The sequence below is a fragment of the Thermus antranikianii DSM 12462 genome (assembly GCF_000423905.1).
GTDB classification, from domain to species: Bacteria; Deinococcota; Deinococci; order Deinococcales; family Thermaceae; genus Thermus; species Thermus antranikianii.
Genome location: NZ_AUIW01000002.1, coordinates 108,662 through 129,144, shown reverse-complemented (window position 1 = coordinate 129,144; position 20,483 = coordinate 108,662). Strand labels below are relative to the sequence as shown.

Below are 20,483 nucleotides of genomic sequence, written 5' to 3'. Positions count from 1 at the left end.
TGAAAGATTAAGCCCCGGGAAACCCGGGGCCCCTCTGGTGCCGGGGACGGGACTCGAACCCGTACGGGGGTAACCCCCCAGCGGATTTTAAGTCCGCAGCGTCTACCGTTCCGCCACCCCGGCGCACGTCCCCCATGCTACCTAAAAGGGCAGGTCCCCGCCAAGGCGCAGGGTGAGGTCGGCCCCCAAGATCGCCTCTCCCGATACACGGAAGGGAACCCCAAGTTCCTGGGCCAGGGCCTCCGCCAGCCGCCCGGGACCGTTTTCCAGCACCTCGGTGCGGCTGGGCGCCAGGTCCACGGGGTGAGCCAGTACCCTGAGCCCCAGGGCGCGCAACCGCTCCCGGGCCCGTTCCGCCAGGGCCTCCTGGCCGGGACCATAGACCAGGGCCACCAGCCGGCCGTCAAGCTCCGCCTCCCCCGTCCCCCCCTCGCCCGTGAAGTAGAAGGCCACGAGCTCCCTGAGGGCCTCCTGGTCCACCGCCCACCCACCCGCAAAACGGCCCGGAAGGAGGAGGCTTACCAGCCCGGGCCGCTTCATGGCGAAGCCCAGGATGGCCCCCTTCTCCCCCCGGGTGAGGTCGGTCCGCACATAGGGCTCCACCGCCGCCACCACCCGGGGCAGGCGCAGAAGGCCCGCCGGGGAGAGAAGCTGCTCTTTGAGGGCGTGGAAAAAGGCCTGCTGGCGCTGAATCCGCCCGATGTCCCCCAGGGCATCCTTGCGGAAGCGCAGGTACCCCTCGGCTTGCTCCCCATTGAGGACCTGGCACCCCGGCTCCAGGTTGATGTCCAGGCCGGCGGCCATGTCCCGGTAGCGCATGGGCTTATCCACGCAGACCCGCACCCCTCCCAGGGCGTCCACCCCCCTCCTCAGGGCCTCGGTGCTCACCACCATGTAGCGCTCGGCCCGGATGCCGGTTAGGCGGGCCACCGCTTCCTTCATGAGCTCTGGCCCTCCCAGGGGGCTTGCGGCGTTCACCTTGTGCCAGCCGTGGCCGGGCAGCTCCACCCACACGTCCCGGGGGATGGAGAGCACCACCACCCGCTGGGCCAGGGGGTCCAGCCGCACCAGCAGGATGGTGTCCGCCAGGCCGCGGAAGCGCTCGGGGGCCCGCCTGTGGTACCCCACGTACTCGGGGCTGGAGCCGTAGACCAGGAGGGTGAGGGGGGCCTTCAGGCCCTCCGGGGCGGGCAAGGCCCCGTGCCGGGCCACAGGACCCACGAGGGGGTAGGCCCAAAGGCCCAGGGCCACCAAAGAGGCCAGGAGGAGAAGGAGGATGAACCTCCGCACAAACCACCAGTTTATCCCCAGCTGGGTGAGGCGGATTAGGGGAAGCAGACGGAGGCGTAGGCGGAGGAAAAGATGCGGTCGGCCCGCACCAGGCCGAAACCGTAGCCGGTGTCGTGGCCAGAAGGACCGAGGTCCTCAGCAGCGGCAGCAAGACAAGCATAGACCTGATCTGGAGTGGGCCACGACCCTTTTTGCGCCTTAAAGTGGCTCATATAAAGGGCCACCACCCCACTCACGACGGGAGCAGCAAAGGAGGTACCGGACCCAGAACCATAGTCATCGTTGGGCAAGGCCGCCACTACCCCCTGCCCCGGCGCCACCAGGTCCAGCTCCTGCCCGCAGTTGGAGAAGTACGCCTTTTGCTTAGTATTGTTCACCGCCCCCACGGCAATAACCGAAGGGGAGCCGGCGGGATAAAAAATCCCGTCCGTTCCGCTATTCCCCACTGCGGCTACCAGAACGACACCCTGCTGCCGCGCACTGGCCAAGGAGTTTTCAAGAGCAGGGTCGGAGATAGGTCCTCCGACCGAAAGGTTAACCACCCTAGCCCCTAAATCCACTGCCCGGTTCACGGCAGTGGCCAGATAAGCGGTTGTTATTTCCCCGTCTCGGGATCGGGCTACTTTCAGAGGGAGAACTCTCCCCTGCCAGGTCACCCCGGCCATTCCCAGAGCGTTGCCGGTAACCGCTCCTAGAACCGAGGCCACGGCTAGACCATGCCCTCTACCCTTGGGGGTATCATCCGTGGGGTCGGCGTCCCCATCAGCAACGTCAAGCTGAGCACTGGGAAGGTACCACCTCCCGGCCATGTCCACGTGGGCAAGGTAGCCAGTATCTATGATAGCCATGCTAAGCATCTGGTCGCCTACGGTACGGGCCCATGCAGTCTCCAAGCCCACGAGACCATTGAGCTGCCCGCTTTGTTTAGGAATGTAAAGGGGATCGTTGGGGAAGGCCAGGGGATAATACAGATAGTTGGGCTGCACCCACCTGGCCCCTGCTTGCAAAAGAGCCTGCGCTTGGCGCTTCTCCGAGCCGGGCAATACCCTAAGATGCACGAAGCCTCCAGGAAGGATGCCCATGACCTCCGCATTCCCCAGCCGGGCTACCAACCCCTGGGGGGTCAGCCCCTGGGAAAGCACCAGTAGCTCCCCTGGAACGTGAGGATAAAAAAAGTCCCCGTATCCCTGGGGAAGAGCCTTTTCGGAAAAGCCGCCCTGCGCGGTGAGGCCAGTTGGTCGTGGCGAGCAGGTTGCAGGAGGAGGTGAAGGAGGGGGCTGGGAGCAAGAAACCGCAGCCAGAAGCAAGACCAAGAAGAACCCCAAAAACCCCAAGCGCTTCATGGGGTCCACTATACCCCTCCCCCAGAGGGGCCACCTTAAGCCTGGGCTAAGGTTTGGGCCACCCGCCCGGCCAGCTTTTCCAGGAAGCCGAAGAACATGGGCCCGTAGTGGGCCAACTCGTCCCCATCCGTGGCCACCACGGGGAGGTCCCAGCCCCGCTCCCGGGCCAGGGCCTGGGCCTTCTCCAGGGGGTTTTTGCCCCAGGGCTTGGGCTCGTAGAGGAAGAGGTCCGGCTTGCGGCGGGCCACCTCGGAGAGGTCGGGGACGAAGTAGGCCTGGGGCACGTCCAGGAAGATGGGCCTCAGGCCCAGGTGCAAGAGGGCCTGGGCGATGTAGCTTCCCCGCCCCACGGTGATGGGCCCCCCCAGGTCCATCTCAAAGTAGACCCTAAGGGCAAAGCGTCCCTTGAGGGCGGCGTAGCGCCCGGCAAGCTGATGGGCCAGCTCTGAGGCCCGCTCCTCCAGGTCCAGGAGGTGGCCCAGGGTGGAGAGGTTCTCCAGGATGCCGTAGGGACTGGTGGGCAGGGGCACGGCGAAGACGGGGAAGCCCGCCTCCTTAAGCCTTAACGCCTGCTCCCGCTGTACCCCGGTGGAGAGGAGGACCAAATCCGGCTCCAGGCTCCTGAGGAGTTCCGTACGGGTCTTGGTGTAGGAGGCCACCACCGGCAGGGAGAGCACCTGGGCCGGGCGGTGGCAGAAGGCGCTCCGGCCCACCAGCCGCTCCCCCAGCCCCAGGGCGAAGAGGGCGTCGGTGAGGTTGGGAGCCAGGCTGACGATGCGCAAAAAGCGGTCGGGGAGCTCCAGGGGCCCCAGAAGCTCGTGGAAGAGCCTCATGACCGCAGGTCCAAGGCGCGGGCGTGGGCCTCGAGGCCCTCCGCCCGGGCCAGGAGGGCCCCCTTGCGGGAAAGCTCCCTCACCGCCCCTTCCGCCAGGCCCATGACGGGAATGACCTTGAGGAAGTCCCGGAGGGCAAGCCCCCCCTGGAAGCGGGCCGTGCCCGAGGTGGGCATCACGTGGCTGGGCCCGGCGATGTAGTCCCCCAGGGCCTCGGGGCTACCCTCCCCCAGGAAGACCCCACCGGCGTTCTGCACCCGGCCCAGCCAGGGAAGGGGGTCGGCCAGGGCCAGGCAGAGGTGCTCGGGGGCGTAGAGGTTGGCCAGGGCGAAGGCCTCCTCCAGGTCCTGGGTCTGCACCAGCCCACCCCGCTCCAGGGCCTTCCGGGCAATCTCCCCCCGGGGGAGGTCCTGGAGCTGGCGGAAGAGCTCCGCCTCCACCTTCTCCAAAAGGGCCCGGTCCGGGGAGAGGAGCCAGGGCTCGGAGTCCGGGCCGTGCTCCGCCTGGGCCAGGAGGTCAGCGGCCAAGAGCCTGGGGGAGGCGGAGCCGTCGGCCACGATCAGGGTCTCCGTGGGGCCGGCCAGGCCGTCTATGCCCACGGCACCGAAGACCTGGCGCTTGGCGGCCACCACGTAGGCGTTCCCCGGCCCCACGATCTTGTCCACCCGGGGAACCCGCTTGGTGCCGTAGGCCAGGGCGGCGATGGCCTGGGCCCCACCCATGGCGAAAAGCCGGTCCGCCCCCGCCACCCAGGCGGCGGCCAGCACCCCGGGGTGGACCTTTGGGGGGCTGGCCACGATCACCTCCGCCACCCCGGCCACCTTGGCGGGCACCACGCTCATGAGGAGGCTGGAAAGCAAGGGGGCGCTCCCCCCGGGGACGTACACCCCCACCCGGGAAAGGGGGCGGACCAGCTGGCCCAGAAGGCCGCTGGCATCCGCCTTCAAAAATCCCCCCTTGGCCTCCTCCCGATAGAAGGCCTCTATGCGCTCCTTGGCGGTCTCCAAGGCATCCCTGAGCTCCTCGTCCAGATCCTCGTAGGCCTGACGCCAGGCCTTCTTGGGGATCTCCTCCACAGGGTGGCCGTCCAGATCCAGGCTAAAGCGGTCCAAGGCCGCATCCCCTTCCTCCCGCACCGCGGCCAGGATACCCCGCACGATCTCCTCCACCGTGGGGTCAAAGGAAAGGCCCCGGCGGGCGAAGCGCTCCCTCACCTCCTCCGCGCGGTAGATCATGCCTCCACTATACCCAGCGGCGGCGCCTCTTCACCTCCTCCACCCCCTCGAGCACCGCCTCGAACACGTGGTCCTGCACCTGCTGGGCCATCCTTACGGGAAGCCCTTCCTCCAGCTCAATCAGGGTAAGCCCCGGGCGAAGGCGGTAATGCCGGCGCATGCGCCCATTCACCTCGAGGTCCGCAAGCCTTTCCACGTACACCCGGCCCCCGGGCATGGGAAAGCGGGCCACCCCTCCCGGCTCCAGGGCCAGGCGGGGAAGGGCCAGGAGAAGGGAGAGGGGGTCGTGGTAGGGGGCCACAAAGGGCAGGGCCACGCTCTCCTTGCCCTGGGTGACCAGCACCACCCCTTCCTCCTCCAGCCTCTCCACGGTGAAGACCCGGCTCTCCCGCCCCTCCACCCGCTCGGCGAAGTACAGGGAGAAGCCCTCGGCGTCCGTTTCCGTCTGCCAGCGTTGGCGGGTCTTGGGCAGGGGCAGGTTCACCTCGGCGGTGAGGGTGGCCTTCACGCCTCCTTCCGGCAGGGGGCGCACCTCCAACCTTCCCTCCCCCGCCTCCTCCCCGGCGAAGAAGTAACGGTACACATAGACGGCGGGGTGCTCGGTCATGGCCTTAGCGTACCTTGATGACCAAGGGCGGCCCCGGCACCTCCAGGAGGTAGTCCACGGGATCGCGGCCCGCCACCCGGATGCGCAAGCGGTATACCCCCTTCTGGTCGAACTCCGCCCGGCCTGGGGCGGTGAGGAGCAGCTGGCCGGGCGCCATCCTGGAACCCTCCGGCACCTCGAGGAGAAACACCTCCGCCCGCTCCGTGGGGGGATCGGTGCGGAACTCCATCACGTATCCCCCTCTGGAAGGGGAAGAAGGACGAAGAAACAAAAGGGCCAAACCCAAAAGCGCCACGGCACCTAGAAGCCCCAAGAGAAAGGACCGCCTCCTGGGCCGCGGAGGTTCCACCACGGTAAAGGAAGGCTCCTCGGGCTCCTCGATGCGGATGACCCGGGGCCGGCTTGGGGTCTTGCCCTCGGGGGGTGAGGTTTCCTTGGCCTGGGAGGCCTTCTGGCCATCCGAGGCCTCGGGAACCGGGTCCACGCTCAACACCTTCCGCGAGGCGGAAGGGAGCCTGGAGGGCGCCTCCTCAGGCTTGGAGGGGGGTTCCTCGAGGGGCCGAGCTTCCTGGCCAGGGGTTTCCAAGGGCAGGGCCTCGGCCTTCTGCGCAACATGGGCAGGCTCGGAAAAGAGAACCTCCAGGGGTTCCGCCTTGGCCTCAATCCTTTCCAAGGTTTCCCTTAAGGGAAACTCGGGATAGCGCTCCCCGGCCAAGGCCCGAGCCAAAGCGGCAAGGGCCTTCTCCGGCTCCCCGGAAAGCTCCTTAAGCCCCACCCCGGCCAGCCACACCCGCTTGCCCTTCACCAGGCAAAGCTCGGGGATGGGGGCATGGGACACTCCCTGGGCTTTCAAGGAAGCCAGAATACGGGCCATCTCCCCTACCCAATGCTCCAGGCGCTCCAGATCCGCCACCCCCAGGTACTGGCTTAAGGGAACCGCCCCGATGGGCCACTCCAGCACCCAGGCCTCCGGCGTTTCCTCCAAAAGGGGAAGCACTCCTTCCCCCAAAGCTGGCGTTCCCTGGGCTCCCTTCAGCACCATCACCGGCATCCCGGTGTGGGTATCCTGGCCTTCGTAAACGACGACGGAAGCAATACGGACAAGAATGCGCCGCAGCCAATAGTTGCCCAAAACCTCCATCCCTACAAGTATAGCCACTTTAACCTGCGCCAGCCCTTGAGCCAAGCCATCACTCTCCCGAGGCACCAGCAATCCCGGGATAACCCACCCGGCCCTGGGCCTTGACAAGGGCCGCCCTTTACCTGGCTTTGCCCTCCCTCCCGGCTATATAATCTCCCAAAGGTAGGGCCCTTAGGCCGGAAAGGAGCGGGGATGGAGTTCAAGATCACGCTGACCACGGAGGAGATCGTTCGGGGCTTGAAGCATTACCGCCGCATCGCCAAGCAGGACGTCCTCCGGGCGCCGGAGACGCCGAACCCGGAGGTCTTCCGCCGCCATGCGGAAGCCCGGCGCGAGGTCTACGCCAAGCTGGCCGAGGTGGCGGAGGCCGAGGGGCCGGAGGCCGTGGTGCGGTACGCCCTGGAGCTCTACAAATCCCTGCCCTTTGTCACCGGCACCCCGGAGGACCAGTACCCCGAGATCAAGGGCCAGGAAAACGCCCTGGAGAACTTCTTCCTCATGATCGGCCTGGACCCCAAGACCCGGCGGGAGGCCCGGAAGGCCCGCAAACCCCTGCAATGACCCTGGAACTATTACAAGCTCAGGCCAGGGCCTGCACCGCCTGCCGCTTGGCGGAAGGCCGCACCCAGGTGGTCTTCGGGGAAGGGAACCCTGACGCCCAGCTGATGATCGTGGGGGAAGGGCCGGGCGAAGAGGAGGACAAGACGGGGCGCCCCTTCGTGGGGAAAGCGGGGCAGCTTCTCAACCGGATCCTCGAGGCCGCCGGCATCCCCCGGGAATCCGTTTACATCACCAACATCGTCAAGTGCCGCCCCCCGGGAAACCGCGCCCCCCTTCCCGACGAGGCCAAGGTCTGCACGGACAAGTGGCTCCTCAAGCAGATCGAGCTCATCGCCCCCCAGATCATCGTCCCCTTGGGAGCGGTGGCAGCGGAGTTCTTCCTCGGGGAGAAGGTTTCCATCACCAAGGTGCGGGGACAGTGGTTTGAGTGGCACGGGATCCGGGTCTTTCCCATGTTCCACCCCGCCTACCTCCTGCGAAACCCGAGCCGTACCCCGGGAAGCCCCAAGCACCTCACCTGGCTGGACATCCAGGAGGTGAAGCGGGCCCTGGATGCCCTTCCCCCCAAGGAACGCCGCCAGGTGAAGACGGTGAGCCAGGAGCCCCTCTTCTAGGCCCGGCTCCAGGGGGTGTAGAGGACGGGCAAGGGGCTCACAAAGGGCTCGGCGTAGTCCACCCCCAGGTAGTTGCCGAAGTAGCGGCGCATGGCCTTCCTGGCCTCCACCCCCTTGGGCCCCACGGTCTCGCTCACCCCCTCCCCGGAAAACTGGCTCTTGTAGGCCAGAACCGCCTGCTCCCACTGATCTATGAAAGCGGAGATCTTCACCAGGAAGCTCGGGGTAAAGGGATGGTTTCCAGGGTAGAAGAAAAGCCGCTCCACCCGGTGGGGCTCCCCCTCTAGGGGGGCTTTCCTGAGGCCTGCCAGATGCACCGCCGCCACCGCTAGGCGGCTTGCCGCGGTGTGATCGGGGTGGCGGTCGGCCTCGAGGGGGGCGAGGACGATGCGGGGCCTGAGCTGCCTCAAGGCCTGGGCAAGCTTAAGGCGCTGCTCCGGCACATCCCCAAGCCCCCCATCCGGCAAGCCCAGGTTGCCCCTATAGTCTAGGCCCAGGATGCGGCTTGCCTCCTCCACCTCCTTGGCCCTCTCCTCCGGCGTACCCTTGGAACCCATCTCCCCCCGGGTGAGGTCCAAAATCCCCGTGCTGAGCCCCTCGGCCTTGGCCCGGGCCAGGGTACCCCCGCATCCCAGCTCCCCGTCGTCGGGATGAGGAGCAAGGACCAGGAGGTCAAGCATGACCTCCCTCCTTCTCCCCCAGGCGCCTTTCCGTTCCCGCCTGGAGACGCTTCAAGTTTTCCCGGTGGGTCCAGAAGATGAGAAGGGCCATGAGGCCCACGGTGACCACCTCCCAAAGGGGGCGGGAAAGGGCCAGGGCCAAAACCATGGCCGCCACCCCCCCGGTCATGCTCCCCGCGGACACGTACCGGGTGAGGAGCATCACCGACACCCCGATGGGGAAGGTCCACAGGGCCAGGATGGGATCCAGAAAGAGGAGGGTGCCGAAGCTGGTGGCCACCCCCTTTCCCCCCCTAAACCCCAAAAACAGGGAGTAGTTGTGGCCCAGCACCGCCGCCAAAGCCACCCCGCCCAAAAGGGGTCCCTCTATCCCCACCGCCCGCGCGATCAAGACGGCCACCCCACCCTTGAAGACATCAAAGAAGGCCACCATCAAGGCGGGCCCAGGCCCCAAGGCCCTGAGGACATTGGTGGCCCCGATGTTGCCCGAACCCACCTTGCGGATGTCCACCCCGTAGGTTCTGGCCACCAGAACCCCGGCGGGAATGGAGCCGAAGAGGTAGGCCACCACCAGAGCCAGAAGCGCCGACCCCATAGGGGGGATTTTAACTGCTCGCCGAGGTGTAGCTCCTTAGGGCGAAGCGGAAAAACCCCCGGGCGAGGAGGAACAGGAAAAGAGCCAGGCCCGAGGCGAGAAGGGGAACCTCTCCCCTTCCTAGGGCGGCCTGGGCGGGCACGGTGGTGAGGAAGGCCACGGGTACCACGAAGGTGAAGAAAACCCGGTACAAGGCCGGGTAGGCCCCCACGGGAAACCGGCCCGCCTCCAGTAGCCCCCTAAGGACCTCGGTGACGTTGTAGATCTTCACGAACCAGATGCTGGTGGTGGCCAGGAGGAACCAGAGGCTATAGAGCATCAAGGCCCCCAGCACCCAGTATCCGGCGAAGGCCAGGTAGTCCCAAGCCCCAAGCCCCAGGCGCAACCCTGCATAGAAAAGAAGGCCGAGCCCCAGGAGAAAATCCCCCAGGCCCCATGGGGAAAATACCCTTAAGGAAAGCCAGAACTGGGGATCCAAGGGCTTCAGAAGGACGAAGTCCAGGGTGCCCTGCTGCACGTGTTCCACGATCTTGTTGAGGTTTGGGGCCAAAAGGGTGCCCCCCAGGCCCTGAAGGAGGGTGAAGGCCGCCAGGACCAAAAGCGCCTCCTCCCAGGCCCACCCTCCGGGCCGGTACCCTCCTTGGTAGAGGAGCACCAGACCAAACAGGGCCCCAAGAAGGGTCAGGGCCGAGGAGAGAAGGCCCAGGAGGAAGTTGAGCCGGTACTCCATCTCCGCCGCCAGGCTGAGGCGAAGGAAAAGGAGGAAAACCCTCAGGTACCGCACAGGAAACATTAGACCACAGGGTAGACTATAGGGGTGTCGGCGGAACCCATCATCCTTGCCCAGGACCTCACCAAGCACTACCGGGTGGCCTTGAAGGAGGAAAGCCTCCTTGCCACCCTGCGCCACTTCCTCTTCCGCCAGTACCGCACGGTGAAGGCGGTGGAAGGGGTGAACTTCCAAATCGCAAGGGGCGAGGTGGTGGGCTTTCTGGGCCCCAACGGGGCGGGCAAGACCACCACCTTGAAGATGCTCACCGGCCTGATCCACCCCACCCGGGGTAAGGCGGTGGTGGCGGGGCACATTCCCTGGCGACGGGAAAAGGCCTTTTTGAAAAAGATCACCCTGGTGATGGGCAACAAGCAGCAGCTCATCTGGGACCTGCCCGCCCTGGACACCTTCCGCCTCAACGCCGCCATCTACGATATCCCCGAAGGGGAGTTCCGGAAGCGGGTTTCGGAGCTTTCGGAAATGCTCTCCCTAACGAATAAGCTCCACCAGCCCGTGCGCAAGCTCTCCCTGGGGGAAAGGATGAAGGCCGAGCTCCTGGCGGCCCTTCTCCACCGCCCGGAGGTGCTCTTTCTGGACGAACCCACCCTGGGCCTGGACGTGAACGCCCAGGTGGCGGTGCGAGAGTTCATCCGGGAGTACAACCGGCGCTACGGGGCCACAGTCCTCCTCACCAGCCATTACATGGCGGACATCGCTGCCCTGGCGGAGCGGGTCTTGGTGATCCACCAGGGAAGGCTGCTCTACGATGGACCCCTGGCAGGGCTTCTGGAACGCTTCGCCCCCTACCGGGAGGTGGGGCTCACCCTGGCCTACCCCCTGCCCAGGGAAGCCTTCCTGGCCTTTGGAGAGGTCAGGGACCTCGAGGGCCTTAAGGCCCGGCTTCTGGTGCCCCGGGAGAGGCTTACGGAAAGGGTAGCGGAGATCCTCAAAAGGCTTCCCGTGGAGGACCTCGAGGTGCGGGACCCCCCTTTGGAAGAGGTCATCGCCCGGGTGTACAAGATCGCCCCTTCGGGGCCGACCCAGAGCCCGGCCTTGGAGGAAGCATGAGGAAAGCCCAAACCCTCCTCACCGTCTACCTGGCCTACATGCTGGAGTACCGGGCGGAACTCTTCCTCTGGGCCCTGGCCGGGGCCTTGCCCCTCATCCTCCTAGGGGTCTGGACCGAAGCGGCCAGGGAGGGGGAGTTTGCCCTGTCCCCAGGGGAGTTTGCCCGTTACTTCCTCATGGTCTTCCTGGTGCGCCAGGCCACGGTGGTCTGGGTGGTGTGGGAGTTTGAGCGGGACGTGGTGGAAGGACGGCTTTCCTTCCGGCTTCTGAGGCCCCTTGACCCCTTTTTTGACCACCTGGCGGCCCACGTGGCCGAGCGCCTGGCCCGGTTGCCCTTCGTGGTGCTCCTCACCCTCCTCTTCTTCTGGCTCTTCCCTGAAGCCCGCTTTGTGCCCGAACCTGGCCCCTTTCTCCTAGGGCTCCTTTTCACCCTTTTGGCCTTTTTGCTCCGCTACCTGATGCAGTACACCACCGCCATGCTCACCTTCTTCACGGAGCGGGCGGTTTCGGTGGAAGAGGTCTTCTTCCTCCTCTACCTCTTCCTCTCCGGCACCATCGCCCCCCTCGAGGTCTTCCCCGAACCCCTAAGGACCCTGGCCCTCCTCACCCCCTTCCCCTACCTGGTCTACCTGCCCGCAGCCCTCCTGGCCGGGCAAACGGTGGATCTGTTCCCGGGGGTTTGGGTGATGCTCTTCTGGGGCATGGCCTTTCTTCTCCTCTGGCGGCTCTTGTGGCGCATGGGGCTAAGGCACTACTCGGGCCAAGGGGCATAATGGAGGCATGGCCACCCGCTACCGCTTCCGCGTGGAGGAATTTGAGCGGGCCTTCCGGGATGTCCCCCGGGTGGAGCTCCTAAGGGGAGAGGTCTACCAGATGAGCCCGATTGGACCCAAGCACTTTCTTGCGGTGATGCGCCTCGATCACATGTTGAAGGAGGCTCTCCAAGGCAAGGCCTTGGTGGCGGTGCAGTCCCCCCTTCATCTTTCGGAGGATTCCGAGCCCGAACCCGATCTCCTGGTGCTTCAACCTCCCTTGGAACGCTACGAGGGCCGGCTCCCCCGCCCTGAGGATGTTCTTCTGCTCGTGGAGGTAGCCGACACCTCCTTGGAGTTTGACCGGGAGGTTAAGCTTCCCCTTTACGCCGAAGCAGGAATCCCCGAGGTATGGCTTGTGAACCTAAAGGAGAACCTCCTCGAGGTCTACCGGGAGCCCCGGGAGGGACGCTACCGGTTCATCCGCCTCCTCTCCCCCTCCGAGCCCGTAAGCCCCTCGGCCTTCCCCGAGATCAGCCTGCCCTGGGCACCGTCTCCTTGAGGCTCGGGTAAAGGAGGGCGTAGGCGTAACCGTCGGTGAGGGCCTTCAAGGAGGCCTCGAGGATGTTCTCGCTGGCCCCCACGGTGGCGAAGCGCTCCTCCCCCCGCTTCATCTCGATCATCACCCGTACCCCGGAGTTGGTCCCCGCCTCTTGGCCGGAAAGGATGCGCACCTTGTAGTCGGTGAGTTCCACGTCGGAAAGCTCCGGGTAAAACTGCAACACCGCCTTGCGGAAAGCCCGGTCCAGGGCGGAGACCGGGCCAAAGGGGCTCTCCGCTGCCGTGTGCTGGAGGCTCTCGCCCACCTTGACCCGCACCGTGGCCTCGGCCCAGGCGGTGTCCAGGCCACTGCCGTGGACGAAGACGGAAAACCCCTCCACGCTGAAGGGCAAGCTTCCCCCTTTCAGGCGGTGGGCCAGAAGGTAGAAGCTGGCCTCCGCCCCCTCGAAGGCGTAGCCTTCGTATTCCAAGGCCTTGACCTCATCCAATAGACGCTTGGCCTCCTCCTTGGAGAGGTCCACCCCCAGCTCCTGAAGCTTGGCCAGGAGGTTGGAACGTCCTGCCACATCGGACACCAGGAAGCGGCGGCCATTCCCCACCCACTCAGGAGGAATGTGCTCGTAGGTGCGGGGGTTCTTCAAGACCGCGGAGACGTGCACCCCCGCCTTGTGGGCAAAGGCTGCCTCCCCCACGTAGGGGGCCCGGCGGTTGGGGGTTTGGTTGGCCCTCTCGTCCACGAAGTGGGAGAGCTCCTTAAGCCCTTTTAGCCTTTCCGGCGGAATGGCGGGAATGCCGTACTTGAAGACCAAGGTGGGAAGGAAGCTGGTCAAGTTCAGGTTGCCGCAGCGCTCCCCGTAGCCGTTGATGGTGCCCTGTGCGTGGGTGGCCCCCGCCCTCACCGCCGCCAAAGCGTTGGCCACCGCCAGCTCGGCGTCGTTGTGGGGGTGGATGCCGATTCGCAAATGGGGGAAGCGCTCCACCACCGCCTTGGTGATGGCGTAGACCTCCTCGGGCAGGGTGCCCCCGTTGGTGTCGCAGAGGACCAGGGTGTCCGCCCCACCTCTGACCGCCGCCTCCAAGGTGGCCAGGGCGTAACCGGGGTCCTCCTTGTACCCGTCAAAGAAGTGCTCCGCATCGTACACCACTCGCCTTCCCCGCCTGGTGAAGAAGGCCACGGTGTCCTCGATCATGCGGAGGTTCTCCTCCAAAGTGGTTTCCAAGGCTTCGAGGACATGGAGGGTCCAGCTCTTGCCGAAGAGGACCACCACCGGGGTTTCCGCCTCCAACAGGGCCAGAACCGAGGGATCCTCCTCCGGCAAAAGCCCCTTCCGCCTGGTGGCCCCAAAGGCGGCCAACCTCGTCTCCCCCAGGTCCACCCCCTTCATGCGCCGGAAAAACTCGGCGTCCTTGGGGTTGGACCCCGGCCAACCCCCCTCGATGAGGTGTATTCCAAAGGCCGCCAGGCGCTTGGCGATGGCCACCTTGTCGTCCACGGAAAGGCTGATCCCTTCCCCTTGTGTCCCGTCCCTGAGGGTGGTATCCAAAATCTCCACCATCTCCTTCTCCCCTAGAGCCGTGTACCCTCCCTTACTGAACCCTGCTCCCTTAGGGCCAAGGAAAACACACTTAATGAAGCCTTTCCCCGGAGCCCCCACCCTGGCTACGCCAGGGTGGGGTGGCGTTAGAGCCCCCGCTGAACCTCCTCAATGGAGGGCGGGTGGCGGGTGGCACGGCCGCTGGCCAGCTTGCCGGCGGCGTCCAGGAAGGCCAGGGCCGAAGCTTCCACGATGTCCGGGGATACCCCTACCCCCACCGCCTGAAGCTCCCCCAGGCGAAGCCTAACCGTTACCTGGCCCAGGGCCTCGGTGGAACCCGTAATGGCCTCCACCCGGTAGAGCTCGAGCTCAGGCCTGAGGCCGATGGCCTCCTGAATGGCCTTGTAGACGGCATCCACCGGACCATCCCCGGTATGCGTAGCCACCTTCTCCCCATCCGGGGTCTTGACCTTCACCGTGGCCGTGGGCAGAAGGCCCGAGCCCGAGAAGAACTGCACGTGTTCCAGGACGAAGAAGTGGGAAGCGGGTTCCCTTTCGCTTTCCACCAGGGCCTGAAGCTCCTCGGCGGAAAGGGGACCCTTTTTCTCAGCGATCTCCTTGAAGCGGGAGAAAAGCACTTTAAGCTGCTCCTCCGTGAGGTCCTTGTAACCCAGGTCCTCGAGGGCCTTCCTAAAGGCCGCCCGCCCAGAGTGCTTGCCCAGCACGATCACCGCGGGGCGCCTGCCGATGAGCTCGGCGTCCATGATCTCGTAGGTGGAGCGGTGCTTCAAGACGCCATCCTGGTGGATTCCCGACTCGTGGGCGAAGGCATTGTCCCCCACGATGGCCTTATTGGGGGGCACAGGTATGCCGGTGTAGCGCTCCACCAGGCGGGAAACCCGGTAGATCTCCCGGGTGTTGATCTGGGTCTTGGCCTTGTACCAGTCTCGGCGCACGTAAAGGGCCATGACCACCTCCTCCAAGGAGGTGTTGCCCGCCCGCTCCCCGATGCCGTTGATGGTGCACTCCACCTGCCCCGCCCCGTTCTCTATGCCCGCCAGGGCGTTGGCGGTGGCCAAGCCCAGGTCGTCGTGGGTGTGGGTGGAGATGATCACATCCCGGCCCCGCACCACCTCATCCCGGATGCGCCGGATCAAAGCCCCGTACTCAGCGGGCGTGCCGTAGCCGGTGGTGTCGGGGATATTGATGGTGGTAGCCCCCGCTTCGATGGCCACCTCGTAAAGGCGCTTCACAAACTCCCAGTCGGCCCGCATCACGTCCTGGGCGGAAAACTCCACGTCGTCCACGTACTTCCTGGCGTAGCGGACCATCTTGTCCGCCATCTCCAAGACCTCCTCCTCGGTTTTCCTCAGCATGTACTCGAGGTGGATCTTGGAAGCCGAGGTGAAGACGTGGATGCGGGGCTTTTCCGCCTTCTCCAAGGCCTTGGCCGCCTGGTCGATGTCCAGGGTATGGGTGCGGGCCAAGGCGGCGATGATGGGGCCCCTTACCTCCTCAGCAATCCGCCTTACCGCCTCAAACTCCAAAGGCCCGGATACGGGGAAGCCCGCCTCGATGATGTCCACGTTGAGCCGAGCCAAGGCGTGGGCGATCTCCAGCTTCTGGTCCAGGGAAAGGGCTACCCCTGGGCTCTGTTCCCCATCCCTAAGCGTGGTGTCGAAGATCCGGATGTGCCTTTCCATCTCCATCTTCTCCCTCCCTAAAACGCACTAGGCCCCCCATCTGGGGGGCCTTCGGAACCCACCTAGCCTACCTCCTCCAATACCCTCGCCCGCAGGAAGGGCATCATGGCCCGAAGCCTCGCCCCCACCTCCTCGATGGGGTGCTCCTTCCAGCGCTTGCGGTTCGCCTCCAAAACCGGCTGGCCCACCTGGTTTTCCAGCATCCACTCCCGGGCGAACTCCCCGGATTGGATCTGGCGGAGGATCTCCCGCATGCGCTTCTTGGTTTCCTCCACCGGCACCGAAACCTCGCCTCGGGTGTAATCCCCGTACTCGGCGGTGTTGGAGATGGAATACCGCATCCCGGCGAAGCCCGCCTCGTAAATGAGGTCTACGATGAGCTTCACCTCGTGCACGGTCTCAAAGTAGGCCATCTCCGGAGGGTAGCCCGCCTCCACCAGGGTTTCAAACCCCGCCTGGATCAGCCGGGTAAGCCCCCCGCACAGCACCGCCTGCTCTCCAAAGAGGTCGGTCTCCGTTTCGTCCTTGAAGGTGGTGGGGATGACCCCAGCCCGGGCCGCCCCTATAGCCTTGGCGTAGGCCAAGGCGGTGGGGAAGGCTGAACCCGAAGCATCCTGGTGCACGGCCACCAGAGCCGGCACCCCACTTCCCTTTACGTACTCGCTCCGCACCAGGTGGCCAGGGCCCTTGGGCGCCACCATCCAGACGTCCAGATCCCTTCTGGGCTTGATCTGGCCGAAATGGATGTTGAAGCCATGAGCGAAGGCCAAGGCCGCTCCCTCCTTAAGGTTGGGCTCGATCTCCTCCCGGTAAACCCGGCCCTGGGTCTCGTCGGGAAGGAGAACCATGACGATGTCCGCCTCCCGTACCGCCTCGGCCACGGAAAGGACCCTAAGGCCCATAGCCTCCGCCTTGGCGGCGCTCTTAGACCCAGGCCTAAGGCCCACCCGCACATCCACCCCCGAATCCTTGAGGTTAAGGGCGTGGGCGTGCCCCTGGGAGCCAAAGCCCAGCACCGCCACCTTCTTGCCCTGGATGAAGCCTAGGTCCGCGTCGTGCTCGTAATAGATCTTCATACCGCCTCCCGTTTTTCCCTGACCTTAAGGGTGCGCTCTCCTCGGCTCATGGCCACCGCTCCGGTGCGCATGACCTCGAGGATCCCATAAGGCCTAAGGGCCTCGATGAAGGAGTCTATCTTTTTGGAATCCCCGGTGAGCTCCAAGATCAGGCTCTTCTGGGCCACATCCACCACCCGGGCCCGGAAGGCCTCCTGGATGTCCTTCACCGCCAATCTCTCCTCCACTCCGGCCACGTGCACCTTAACCAGGGCCAGCTCCCGCTCCACATGGGGCTCGGAGTGGTCGGTCACCTTCAAAACCTCGATCAGGCGGTTCAGCTGCTTTTCCACTTGCTCCAGGGTGTGGTCGTCCCCTGAAACCACCAGGCTGATGCGGGAAAGCCCCGGCACATGGGTGGTCCCCACCGCCAGGCTCTCCAGGTTGAAGCCCCGGCGGGCGAAAAGGCCCGTAATGCGGTTCAAGACCCGGGGGTGGTCCTGCACCAGGACGGAGATGATGTGCCTCACGCCTCCACCTCCTCCCGCTCCTCTGGGTGCTCGAGGATCATGTCCTCCGCCGCACCCCCGGCCGGAATCATGGGGAAGACTCCTTCCTCGTGGTAGACCTTAAACTCGGCCACCACGGGCCCATCGGTGGAAAGCACGGCCTCCACCCCCTTCATCAGATCCTCCTTGCGCTCCACCTTGACCCCCTTGATGCCGTAGGCCTCCGCCAGGCGGGCGAAGTCGGGGTTGGAGTCCGCCAGGTACACCTCGGAGTAGCGCTTGGCGTGGAAGAGGTCCTGCCATTGCCGCACCATGCCCAAGTAGCCATTGTTGAGGACCACCACCTTCACGTCCAACTTGTACTTGACCACAGTGGCCAGCTCCTGAAGGGTCATCTGGAAGGAGCCGTCCCCGTCGAAATCGATGACCAGCTCCTCCGGCCGGGCCACCTTGGCCCCGATGGCGAAGGGAAGGCCCACCCCCATGGTGCCCAAGCCCCCGGAGGTGATGAAGCTTCTCGGCCGGGTCACGGGGAAGAACTGGGCGGCGAACATCTGGTGCTGCCCCACCCCGGTGGTGACGATGGCATGCCCCCCCGTGGCTTCGGCAAAGGCCTTGATGACCTCCTGGCTCTGCAGGTAGGGCTTAGGCTTCCAGCGCAAGGGGTAACGGGTGCGCCACTCCTCCAGTTGCCGCCACCAAGAGGCCAGCTTCAAAGGCTTGGCCCCTTTCAGCATCTCCCGAAGAACAGCCTGGGCGTCCCCCACGATGGGAATGTGGGTGCGCACCAGCTTGCCGATCTCCGCCGGATCGATGTCCACGTGAATGATGGTGTGGGCATGGGGGGCAAACCGGGACACCTTCCCCGTCACCCGGTCGTCAAAGCGCAGGCCGATGGCCAGGATCACATCCGCATGGTGGATGGCCCGGTTGGCGGCCACGGTGCCATGCATCCCAGGCATCCCCAACCAAAGGGGGTGGTTCCCAGGGAAGGCCCCCAGGCCCATAAGGGTGGTGATCACGGGAATTCCCGTTTTCTCCGCAAAGACCAGAAGCTCCCCGTGGGCGTGCTGGGCCCCACCCCCCACCATCAGGACCGGCCTCTCCGCTTTCTCCAGGGCATCCAGGGCCCGCTCTATTTGCTTGGGGTGGCCCTTGGTGGTGGGCTTGTACCCGGGGAGGTCCAGCTCCACGTCAAAGGTGCCGCTGAACTCCGCCAGCTGCACATCCTTGGGCAGATCGATCAGCACCGGCCCCGGCCTCCCGGTGGAGGCGATGTGAAAGGCTTCCCTCACCACCCGGGGAATGTCGTTCACCTCTTGCACCAAGTAGTTGTGCTTGGTGATGGGCATGGTCACCCCAGTGACGTCCGCCTCCTGGAAGGCATCGGTACCGATGAGGTTGCGGGGCACGTTCCCGGTGATGGCTACCACGGGAGTGGAGTCCATGTAGGCATCCGCCAGACCCGTCACCAGGTTCAAAGCCCCGGGACCGCTGGTGGCCATCACCACCCCCACCTTGCCCGAAACCCGGGCGTAGGCGGTGGCGGCATGAACTCCCCCTTGCTCGTGCCGAACCAGGATATGGCGGATGGGGCTGTCGTACAGGGCATCGTAGGTGGGCATGATGGCCCCACCTGGGTGGCCGAAAATGACCTCCACCCCTTCCCGCTCCAGCGCCTTCAAAAGTGCCTCCGCTCCCTTCATCTCCCCCTCCTAAACCAAAACCCCCCGGATTCTCCGGGGGGTTTTGGATGCGCCCTAAAACGCTACACCCCACCCCCCGCTGGCCCTACGATTAGGACCAGGCCTAGGGATAGGATGAGGCCAAAGCGCATCTTGGGTTTTATCCTAGCGTCCCTTGTGAAGGGTGTCAAGAGCCCAGGCGGCGGGCAATGGCGGCAATGGCCACCCTTGCATGCTCCCGGCCGTTTTCGATAAACACCGTGCGGGTGTCCGGCCCATAGGCCGAGGAACCGATGGCGAAAAGCCCTTTGCGCGAGGTTTCCCATTCCGAGGAAAGCCAGGGCTTCTCCCCCTCGTAGCGTACTCCGGCCTCCTTAAGGAGGCGATCCTCCGCCCGGTAGCCAATTTGAACCAGGATGAAGTCGGCCTCCAAGAACTCCTCCCCTTGGGGTCTTTCCAGGATTAGGCCCTCGAGGGTAATGGCCTTCACCTTGGCCTCCATTACCGCCAGAATGCTTCCCTCCTTCACCCGGTTCTCAAAGTCGGGGAGAAGCCAGTATTTCACGCTAGGGCGCACCCATTTGCCCCGGTGGACCAGGGCCACCTGGGCCCCGCCCCGGTACAGGTCCAAGGCCACCTCCACCGCCGAGTTGCTCCCCCCCACCACCGCCACCTTCCTGCCGAAGAAGGGAGCTGCCTCCTCGTAGCGGTAAAACACGTGAGGCAAGTCCTCTCCCGGCACCCCCAGGCGGTTAGGGTTTCCGAAGTAACCCGTGGCCACCACCACGTACCGGGCAGGAAAGGCCTTCTCCCCAAACCGATCCCGGGCCAAGACCTTAAAGGCTCCTTCCTCCCCTTCAATGCCCACCGCCTCCGTGTAGGTGAGGACCCGAAGCCCCTCGCGTTCCGCCACCTTCTGGTAGTAGAGAAGCGCCTCGAGGCGGGTGGGCTTGGGTCCTTGGGACACCAAAGGGTGGCCCCCGATCTCGATGTTCTTGGACTCGGAGAAGAAGACCATCCGCCGGGGGAAGCGGTAGATGGTTTCCGCCACCGTGCCCCTTTCCAGGATCAGGTGGCTCAGGCCCCGGCGCTTGGCCTCGATACCCGCCGCCAGGCCCACGGGCCCAGCCCCCACGATGAGCACGTCCACCATGCCCCCCAGTCTACGCGGCCATGTAAACTCCTTCCCATGGACTGGCTCACCAACCCCGAGGTCTGGGTGGCCCTCATAACCCTCACGGTGCTAGAAGTGGTCTTGGGTATAGACAACGTCATCTTCATCAGCATCCTGGCCTCCAAACTGCCCAAAGGGCAGCAGGACCGGGCCCGGATGCTGGGCCTCTCCATGGCTGCCCTGACCCGCATCCTTTTCCTCCTTTCCATCGCCTGGATCATGGCCTTGAAAAAACCCCTCTTCGCCCTCTTGGGCCACGAGGTGACGGGCAAGGACCTGGTTCTGATCGCCGGGGGACTATTCCTCATCTACAAATCGGTTAAGGAAATCCACGAAAAGCTGGAAGGGGAACCCGGCCATGCGGTGAAAAGGGTGGCTCCCTCCTTTGCCTCGGTGATCGGGCAGGTGCTTCTTCTGGATATCGTCTTCTCCATAGACTCCGTCATCACCGCCGTGGGCCTCACCCGCTTCATACCCGTCATGGTGGCGGCCATCCTCCTCTCCGTGGCCATCATGCTCCTGGCCTCCAAGGGCATCTACGCCTTCGTGAACCAGCACCCCACGGTGAAGATGCTGGCCCTTTCCTTCCTGCTTTTGGTGGGCTTCACCCTGGTGGCCGAGGGCATGGGGGTACACATCCCCAAGGGGTACGTGTACTTCGCCATGGGCTTCGCCGTGCTGGTGGAGTGGCTTAACCTCCGCGCAGGGCTTAGGGGGAAACCCGTCAAGCTCCACGAGCCCTACGAGGAGGAGGCGTAAAATCGGGCTGG

General features: G+C 64.9%; 21 protein-coding genes and 1 tRNA gene. 6 read left to right on the top strand and 16 right to left on the bottom strand.

Annotated elements, in window-relative coordinates; translation table 11 throughout:
* Positions 1–35: 35 nt before the first annotated feature.
* From G584_RS0102380 to G584_RS0102350, 7 genes are all read right to left on the bottom strand, one after another.
* Positions 36–123: transfer RNA gene (locus G584_RS0102380), tRNA-Leu, on the bottom strand.
* Between the two features lie 18 nt (positions 124–141).
* On the bottom strand, positions 142–1,290 hold the full coding sequence (locus tag G584_RS0102375) for an LCP family protein (RefSeq protein ID WP_028493171.1): 1,149 nt from the start codon (positions 1,288–1,290) through the stop codon (positions 142–144).
* Between the two features lie 35 nt (positions 1,291–1,325).
* Positions 1,326–2,138: a S8 family peptidase gene (locus tag G584_RS12875; protein ID WP_276324485.1), complete on the bottom strand. Its 813-nt coding sequence runs from the start codon at positions 2,136–2,138 to the stop codon at positions 1,326–1,328.
* Positions 2,139–2,668: 530 nt separating this feature from the next.
* Positions 2,669–3,466 carry an ABC transporter substrate-binding protein gene (locus G584_RS0102365; protein WP_028493169.1) on the bottom strand — a complete coding sequence of 266 codons (798 nt, stop codon included), beginning with the start codon at positions 3,464–3,466 and terminating at the stop codon, positions 2,669–2,671.
* The gene (hisD, locus tag G584_RS0102360; protein ID WP_028493168.1) at positions 3,463–4,701 is read right to left on the bottom strand and encodes a histidinol dehydrogenase; all 1,239 of its coding nucleotides are present in this window, start codon (positions 4,699–4,701) and stop codon (positions 3,463–3,465) included. The genes G584_RS0102365 and hisD overlap by 4 nt, the downstream gene beginning before the upstream one ends.
* A gap of 7 nt (positions 4,702–4,708) precedes the next feature.
* Positions 4,709–5,308, bottom strand: a complete 600-nt coding sequence (locus G584_RS0102355; protein WP_028493167.1) for a hypothetical protein — start codon at positions 5,306–5,308, stop codon at positions 4,709–4,711.
* A 4-nt stretch (positions 5,309–5,312) separates the two neighbouring features.
* A complete protein-coding gene (locus G584_RS0102350) occupies positions 5,313–6,449 on the bottom strand; it encodes a hypothetical protein (RefSeq protein ID WP_028493166.1) in 1,137 nt (378 codons plus the stop codon).
* Positions 6,450–6,641: 192 nt separating this feature from the next.
* On the opposite strand from G584_RS0102350, the gene G584_RS0102345 reads away from it, so the two are divergent.
* Positions 6,642–7,010 carry a hypothetical protein gene (locus G584_RS0102345; RefSeq protein ID WP_019550064.1) on the top strand — a complete coding sequence of 123 codons (369 nt, stop codon included), beginning with the start codon at positions 6,642–6,644 and terminating at the stop codon, positions 7,008–7,010.
* A complete protein-coding gene (locus G584_RS0102340) occupies positions 7,007–7,624 on the top strand; it encodes a uracil-DNA glycosylase (RefSeq protein WP_019550063.1) in 618 nt (205 codons plus the stop codon). The genes G584_RS0102345 and G584_RS0102340 overlap by 4 nt, the downstream gene beginning before the upstream one ends.
* On the opposite strand, the gene bshB1 is transcribed toward G584_RS0102340, so the two are convergent.
* Genes bshB1 through G584_RS0102325 form a run of 3 tightly spaced genes read right to left on the bottom strand, consistent with a single transcriptional unit; the run spans position 7,621 to position 9,692 of the window.
* Positions 7,621–8,304: a bacillithiol biosynthesis deacetylase BshB1 gene (gene bshB1 / locus G584_RS0102335; RefSeq protein ID WP_028493165.1), complete on the bottom strand. Its 684-nt coding sequence runs from the start codon at positions 8,302–8,304 to the stop codon at positions 7,621–7,623. The genes G584_RS0102340 and bshB1 overlap by 4 nt on opposite strands.
* The gene (plsY, locus tag G584_RS0102330; protein ID WP_028493164.1) at positions 8,297–8,899 is read right to left on the bottom strand and encodes a glycerol-3-phosphate 1-O-acyltransferase PlsY; all 603 of its coding nucleotides are present in this window, start codon (positions 8,897–8,899) and stop codon (positions 8,297–8,299) included. The genes bshB1 and plsY overlap by 8 nt, the downstream gene beginning before the upstream one ends.
* Positions 8,900–8,909: 10 nt before the next feature.
* Positions 8,910–9,692, bottom strand: coding sequence for an ABC transporter permease (locus G584_RS0102325; RefSeq protein WP_211218393.1), 783 nt, complete (start codon positions 9,690–9,692; stop codon positions 8,910–8,912).
* A gap of 24 nt (positions 9,693–9,716) precedes the next feature.
* Between G584_RS0102325 and G584_RS0102320 the strand changes: the two genes are divergently transcribed.
* The 3 genes from G584_RS0102320 to G584_RS0102310 are packed head-to-tail and all read left to right on the top strand — an operon-like array spanning position 9,717 to position 12,053.
* On the top strand, positions 9,717–10,739 hold the full coding sequence (locus G584_RS0102320) for an ABC transporter ATP-binding protein (protein WP_028493162.1): 1,023 nt from the start codon (positions 9,717–9,719) through the stop codon (positions 10,737–10,739).
* Complete coding sequence (locus tag G584_RS0102315) at positions 10,736–11,512, top strand: ABC transporter permease (RefSeq protein ID WP_028493161.1); 777 nt, start codon at positions 10,736–10,738, stop codon at positions 11,510–11,512. The genes G584_RS0102320 and G584_RS0102315 overlap by 4 nt, the downstream gene beginning before the upstream one ends.
* A gap of 7 nt (positions 11,513–11,519) precedes the next feature.
* On the top strand, positions 11,520–12,053 hold the full coding sequence (locus tag G584_RS0102310) for a Uma2 family endonuclease (protein WP_028493160.1): 534 nt from the start codon (positions 11,520–11,522) through the stop codon (positions 12,051–12,053).
* Here the strand turns inward: G584_RS0102310 and cimA are convergent.
* The 6 genes from cimA to G584_RS0102280 all read right to left on the bottom strand — a co-directional run bounded on the left by cimA (position 12,025) and on the right by G584_RS0102280 (position 19,692).
* Positions 12,025–13,608: a citramalate synthase gene (gene cimA, locus G584_RS0102305; protein ID WP_028493159.1), complete on the bottom strand. Its 1,584-nt coding sequence runs from the start codon at positions 13,606–13,608 to the stop codon at positions 12,025–12,027. The two genes, G584_RS0102310 and cimA, sit on opposite strands and share 29 nt — an antisense overlap.
* Before the next feature lie 125 nt (positions 13,609–13,733).
* Positions 13,734–15,296, bottom strand: a complete 1,563-nt coding sequence (locus tag G584_RS0102300; RefSeq protein ID WP_028493158.1) for a 2-isopropylmalate synthase — start codon at positions 15,294–15,296, stop codon at positions 13,734–13,736.
* A 56-nt stretch (positions 15,297–15,352) separates the two neighbouring features.
* A complete protein-coding gene (gene ilvC, locus G584_RS0102295; protein WP_028493157.1) occupies positions 15,353–16,366 on the bottom strand; it encodes a ketol-acid reductoisomerase in 1,014 nt (337 codons plus the stop codon).
* Positions 16,363–16,875 carry an acetolactate synthase small subunit gene (gene ilvN, locus G584_RS0102290; protein WP_028493156.1) on the bottom strand — a complete coding sequence of 171 codons (513 nt, stop codon included), beginning with the start codon at positions 16,873–16,875 and terminating at the stop codon, positions 16,363–16,365. Before ilvN ends, ilvC begins: the two co-directional genes overlap by 4 nt.
* Positions 16,872–18,560: a biosynthetic-type acetolactate synthase large subunit gene (ilvB, locus tag G584_RS0102285; RefSeq protein WP_028493155.1), complete on the bottom strand. Its 1,689-nt coding sequence runs from the start codon at positions 18,558–18,560 to the stop codon at positions 16,872–16,874. Before ilvB ends, ilvN begins: the two co-directional genes overlap by 4 nt.
* 166 nt (positions 18,561–18,726) lie before the next feature.
* Positions 18,727–19,692, bottom strand: a complete 966-nt coding sequence (locus G584_RS0102280) for a YpdA family putative bacillithiol disulfide reductase (protein ID WP_028493154.1) — start codon at positions 19,690–19,692, stop codon at positions 18,727–18,729.
* Positions 19,693–19,728: 36 nt separating this feature from the next.
* Between G584_RS0102280 and G584_RS0102275 the strand changes: the two genes are divergently transcribed.
* Positions 19,729–20,472 (top strand): TerC family protein, encoded by a 744-nt coding sequence (locus G584_RS0102275; RefSeq protein ID WP_028493153.1) that lies wholly within the window; start codon positions 19,729–19,731, stop codon positions 20,470–20,472.
* Positions 20,473–20,483: the final 11 nt, after the last annotated feature.

Excerpts from the sequence above, each read along its gene's own strand:
- G584_RS0102310 (WP_028493160.1), top strand. The coding sequence starts at position 11,520 with ATGGCCACCCGCTACCGCTTCCGCGTGGAGGAATTTGAGCGGGCCTTC.
- G584_RS0102350 (WP_028493166.1), bottom strand. The coding sequence starts at position 6,449 with ATGGAGGTTTTGGGCAACTATTGGCTGCGGCGCATTCTTGTCCGTATT.
- G584_RS0102345 (WP_019550064.1), top strand. The coding sequence starts at position 6,642 with ATGGAGTTCAAGATCACGCTGACCACGGAGGAGATCGTTCGGGGCTTG.
- plsY (WP_028493164.1), bottom strand. The coding sequence starts at position 8,899 with ATGGGGTCGGCGCTTCTGGCTCTGGTGGTGGCCTACCTCTTCGGCTCC.
- G584_RS0102325 (WP_211218393.1), bottom strand. The coding sequence starts at position 9,692 with ATGTTTCCTGTGCGGTACCTGAGGGTTTTCCTCCTTTTCCTTCGCCTC.
- ilvB (WP_028493155.1), bottom strand. The coding sequence starts at position 18,560 with ATGAAGGGAGCGGAGGCACTTTTGAAGGCGCTGGAGCGGGAAGGGGTG.
- G584_RS0102315 (WP_028493161.1), top strand. The coding sequence starts at position 10,736 with ATGAGGAAAGCCCAAACCCTCCTCACCGTCTACCTGGCCTACATGCTG.
- G584_RS12875 (WP_276324485.1), bottom strand. The coding sequence starts at position 2,138 with ATGGCTATCATAGATACTGGCTACCTTGCCCACGTGGACATGGCCGGG.
- G584_RS0102275 (WP_028493153.1), top strand. The coding sequence starts at position 19,729 with ATGGACTGGCTCACCAACCCCGAGGTCTGGGTGGCCCTCATAACCCTC.
- G584_RS0102365 (WP_028493169.1), bottom strand. The coding sequence starts at position 3,466 with ATGAGGCTCTTCCACGAGCTTCTGGGGCCCCTGGAGCTCCCCGACCGC.
- hisD (WP_028493168.1), bottom strand. The coding sequence starts at position 4,701 with ATGATCTACCGCGCGGAGGAGGTGAGGGAGCGCTTCGCCCGCCGGGGC.
- G584_RS0102300 (WP_028493158.1), bottom strand. The coding sequence starts at position 15,296 with ATGGAGATGGAAAGGCACATCCGGATCTTCGACACCACGCTTAGGGAT.
- G584_RS0102355 (WP_028493167.1), bottom strand. The coding sequence starts at position 5,308 with ATGACCGAGCACCCCGCCGTCTATGTGTACCGTTACTTCTTCGCCGGG.
- ilvC (WP_028493157.1), bottom strand. The coding sequence starts at position 16,366 with ATGAAGATCTATTACGAGCACGACGCGGACCTAGGCTTCATCCAGGGC.
- G584_RS0102340 (WP_019550063.1), top strand. The coding sequence starts at position 7,007 with ATGACCCTGGAACTATTACAAGCTCAGGCCAGGGCCTGCACCGCCTGC.
- G584_RS0102280 (WP_028493154.1), bottom strand. The coding sequence starts at position 19,692 with ATGGTGGACGTGCTCATCGTGGGGGCTGGGCCCGTGGGCCTGGCGGCG.
- bshB1 (WP_028493165.1), bottom strand. The coding sequence starts at position 8,304 with ATGCTTGACCTCCTGGTCCTTGCTCCTCATCCCGACGACGGGGAGCTG.
- cimA (WP_028493159.1), bottom strand. The coding sequence starts at position 13,608 with ATGGTGGAGATTTTGGATACCACCCTCAGGGACGGGACACAAGGGGAA.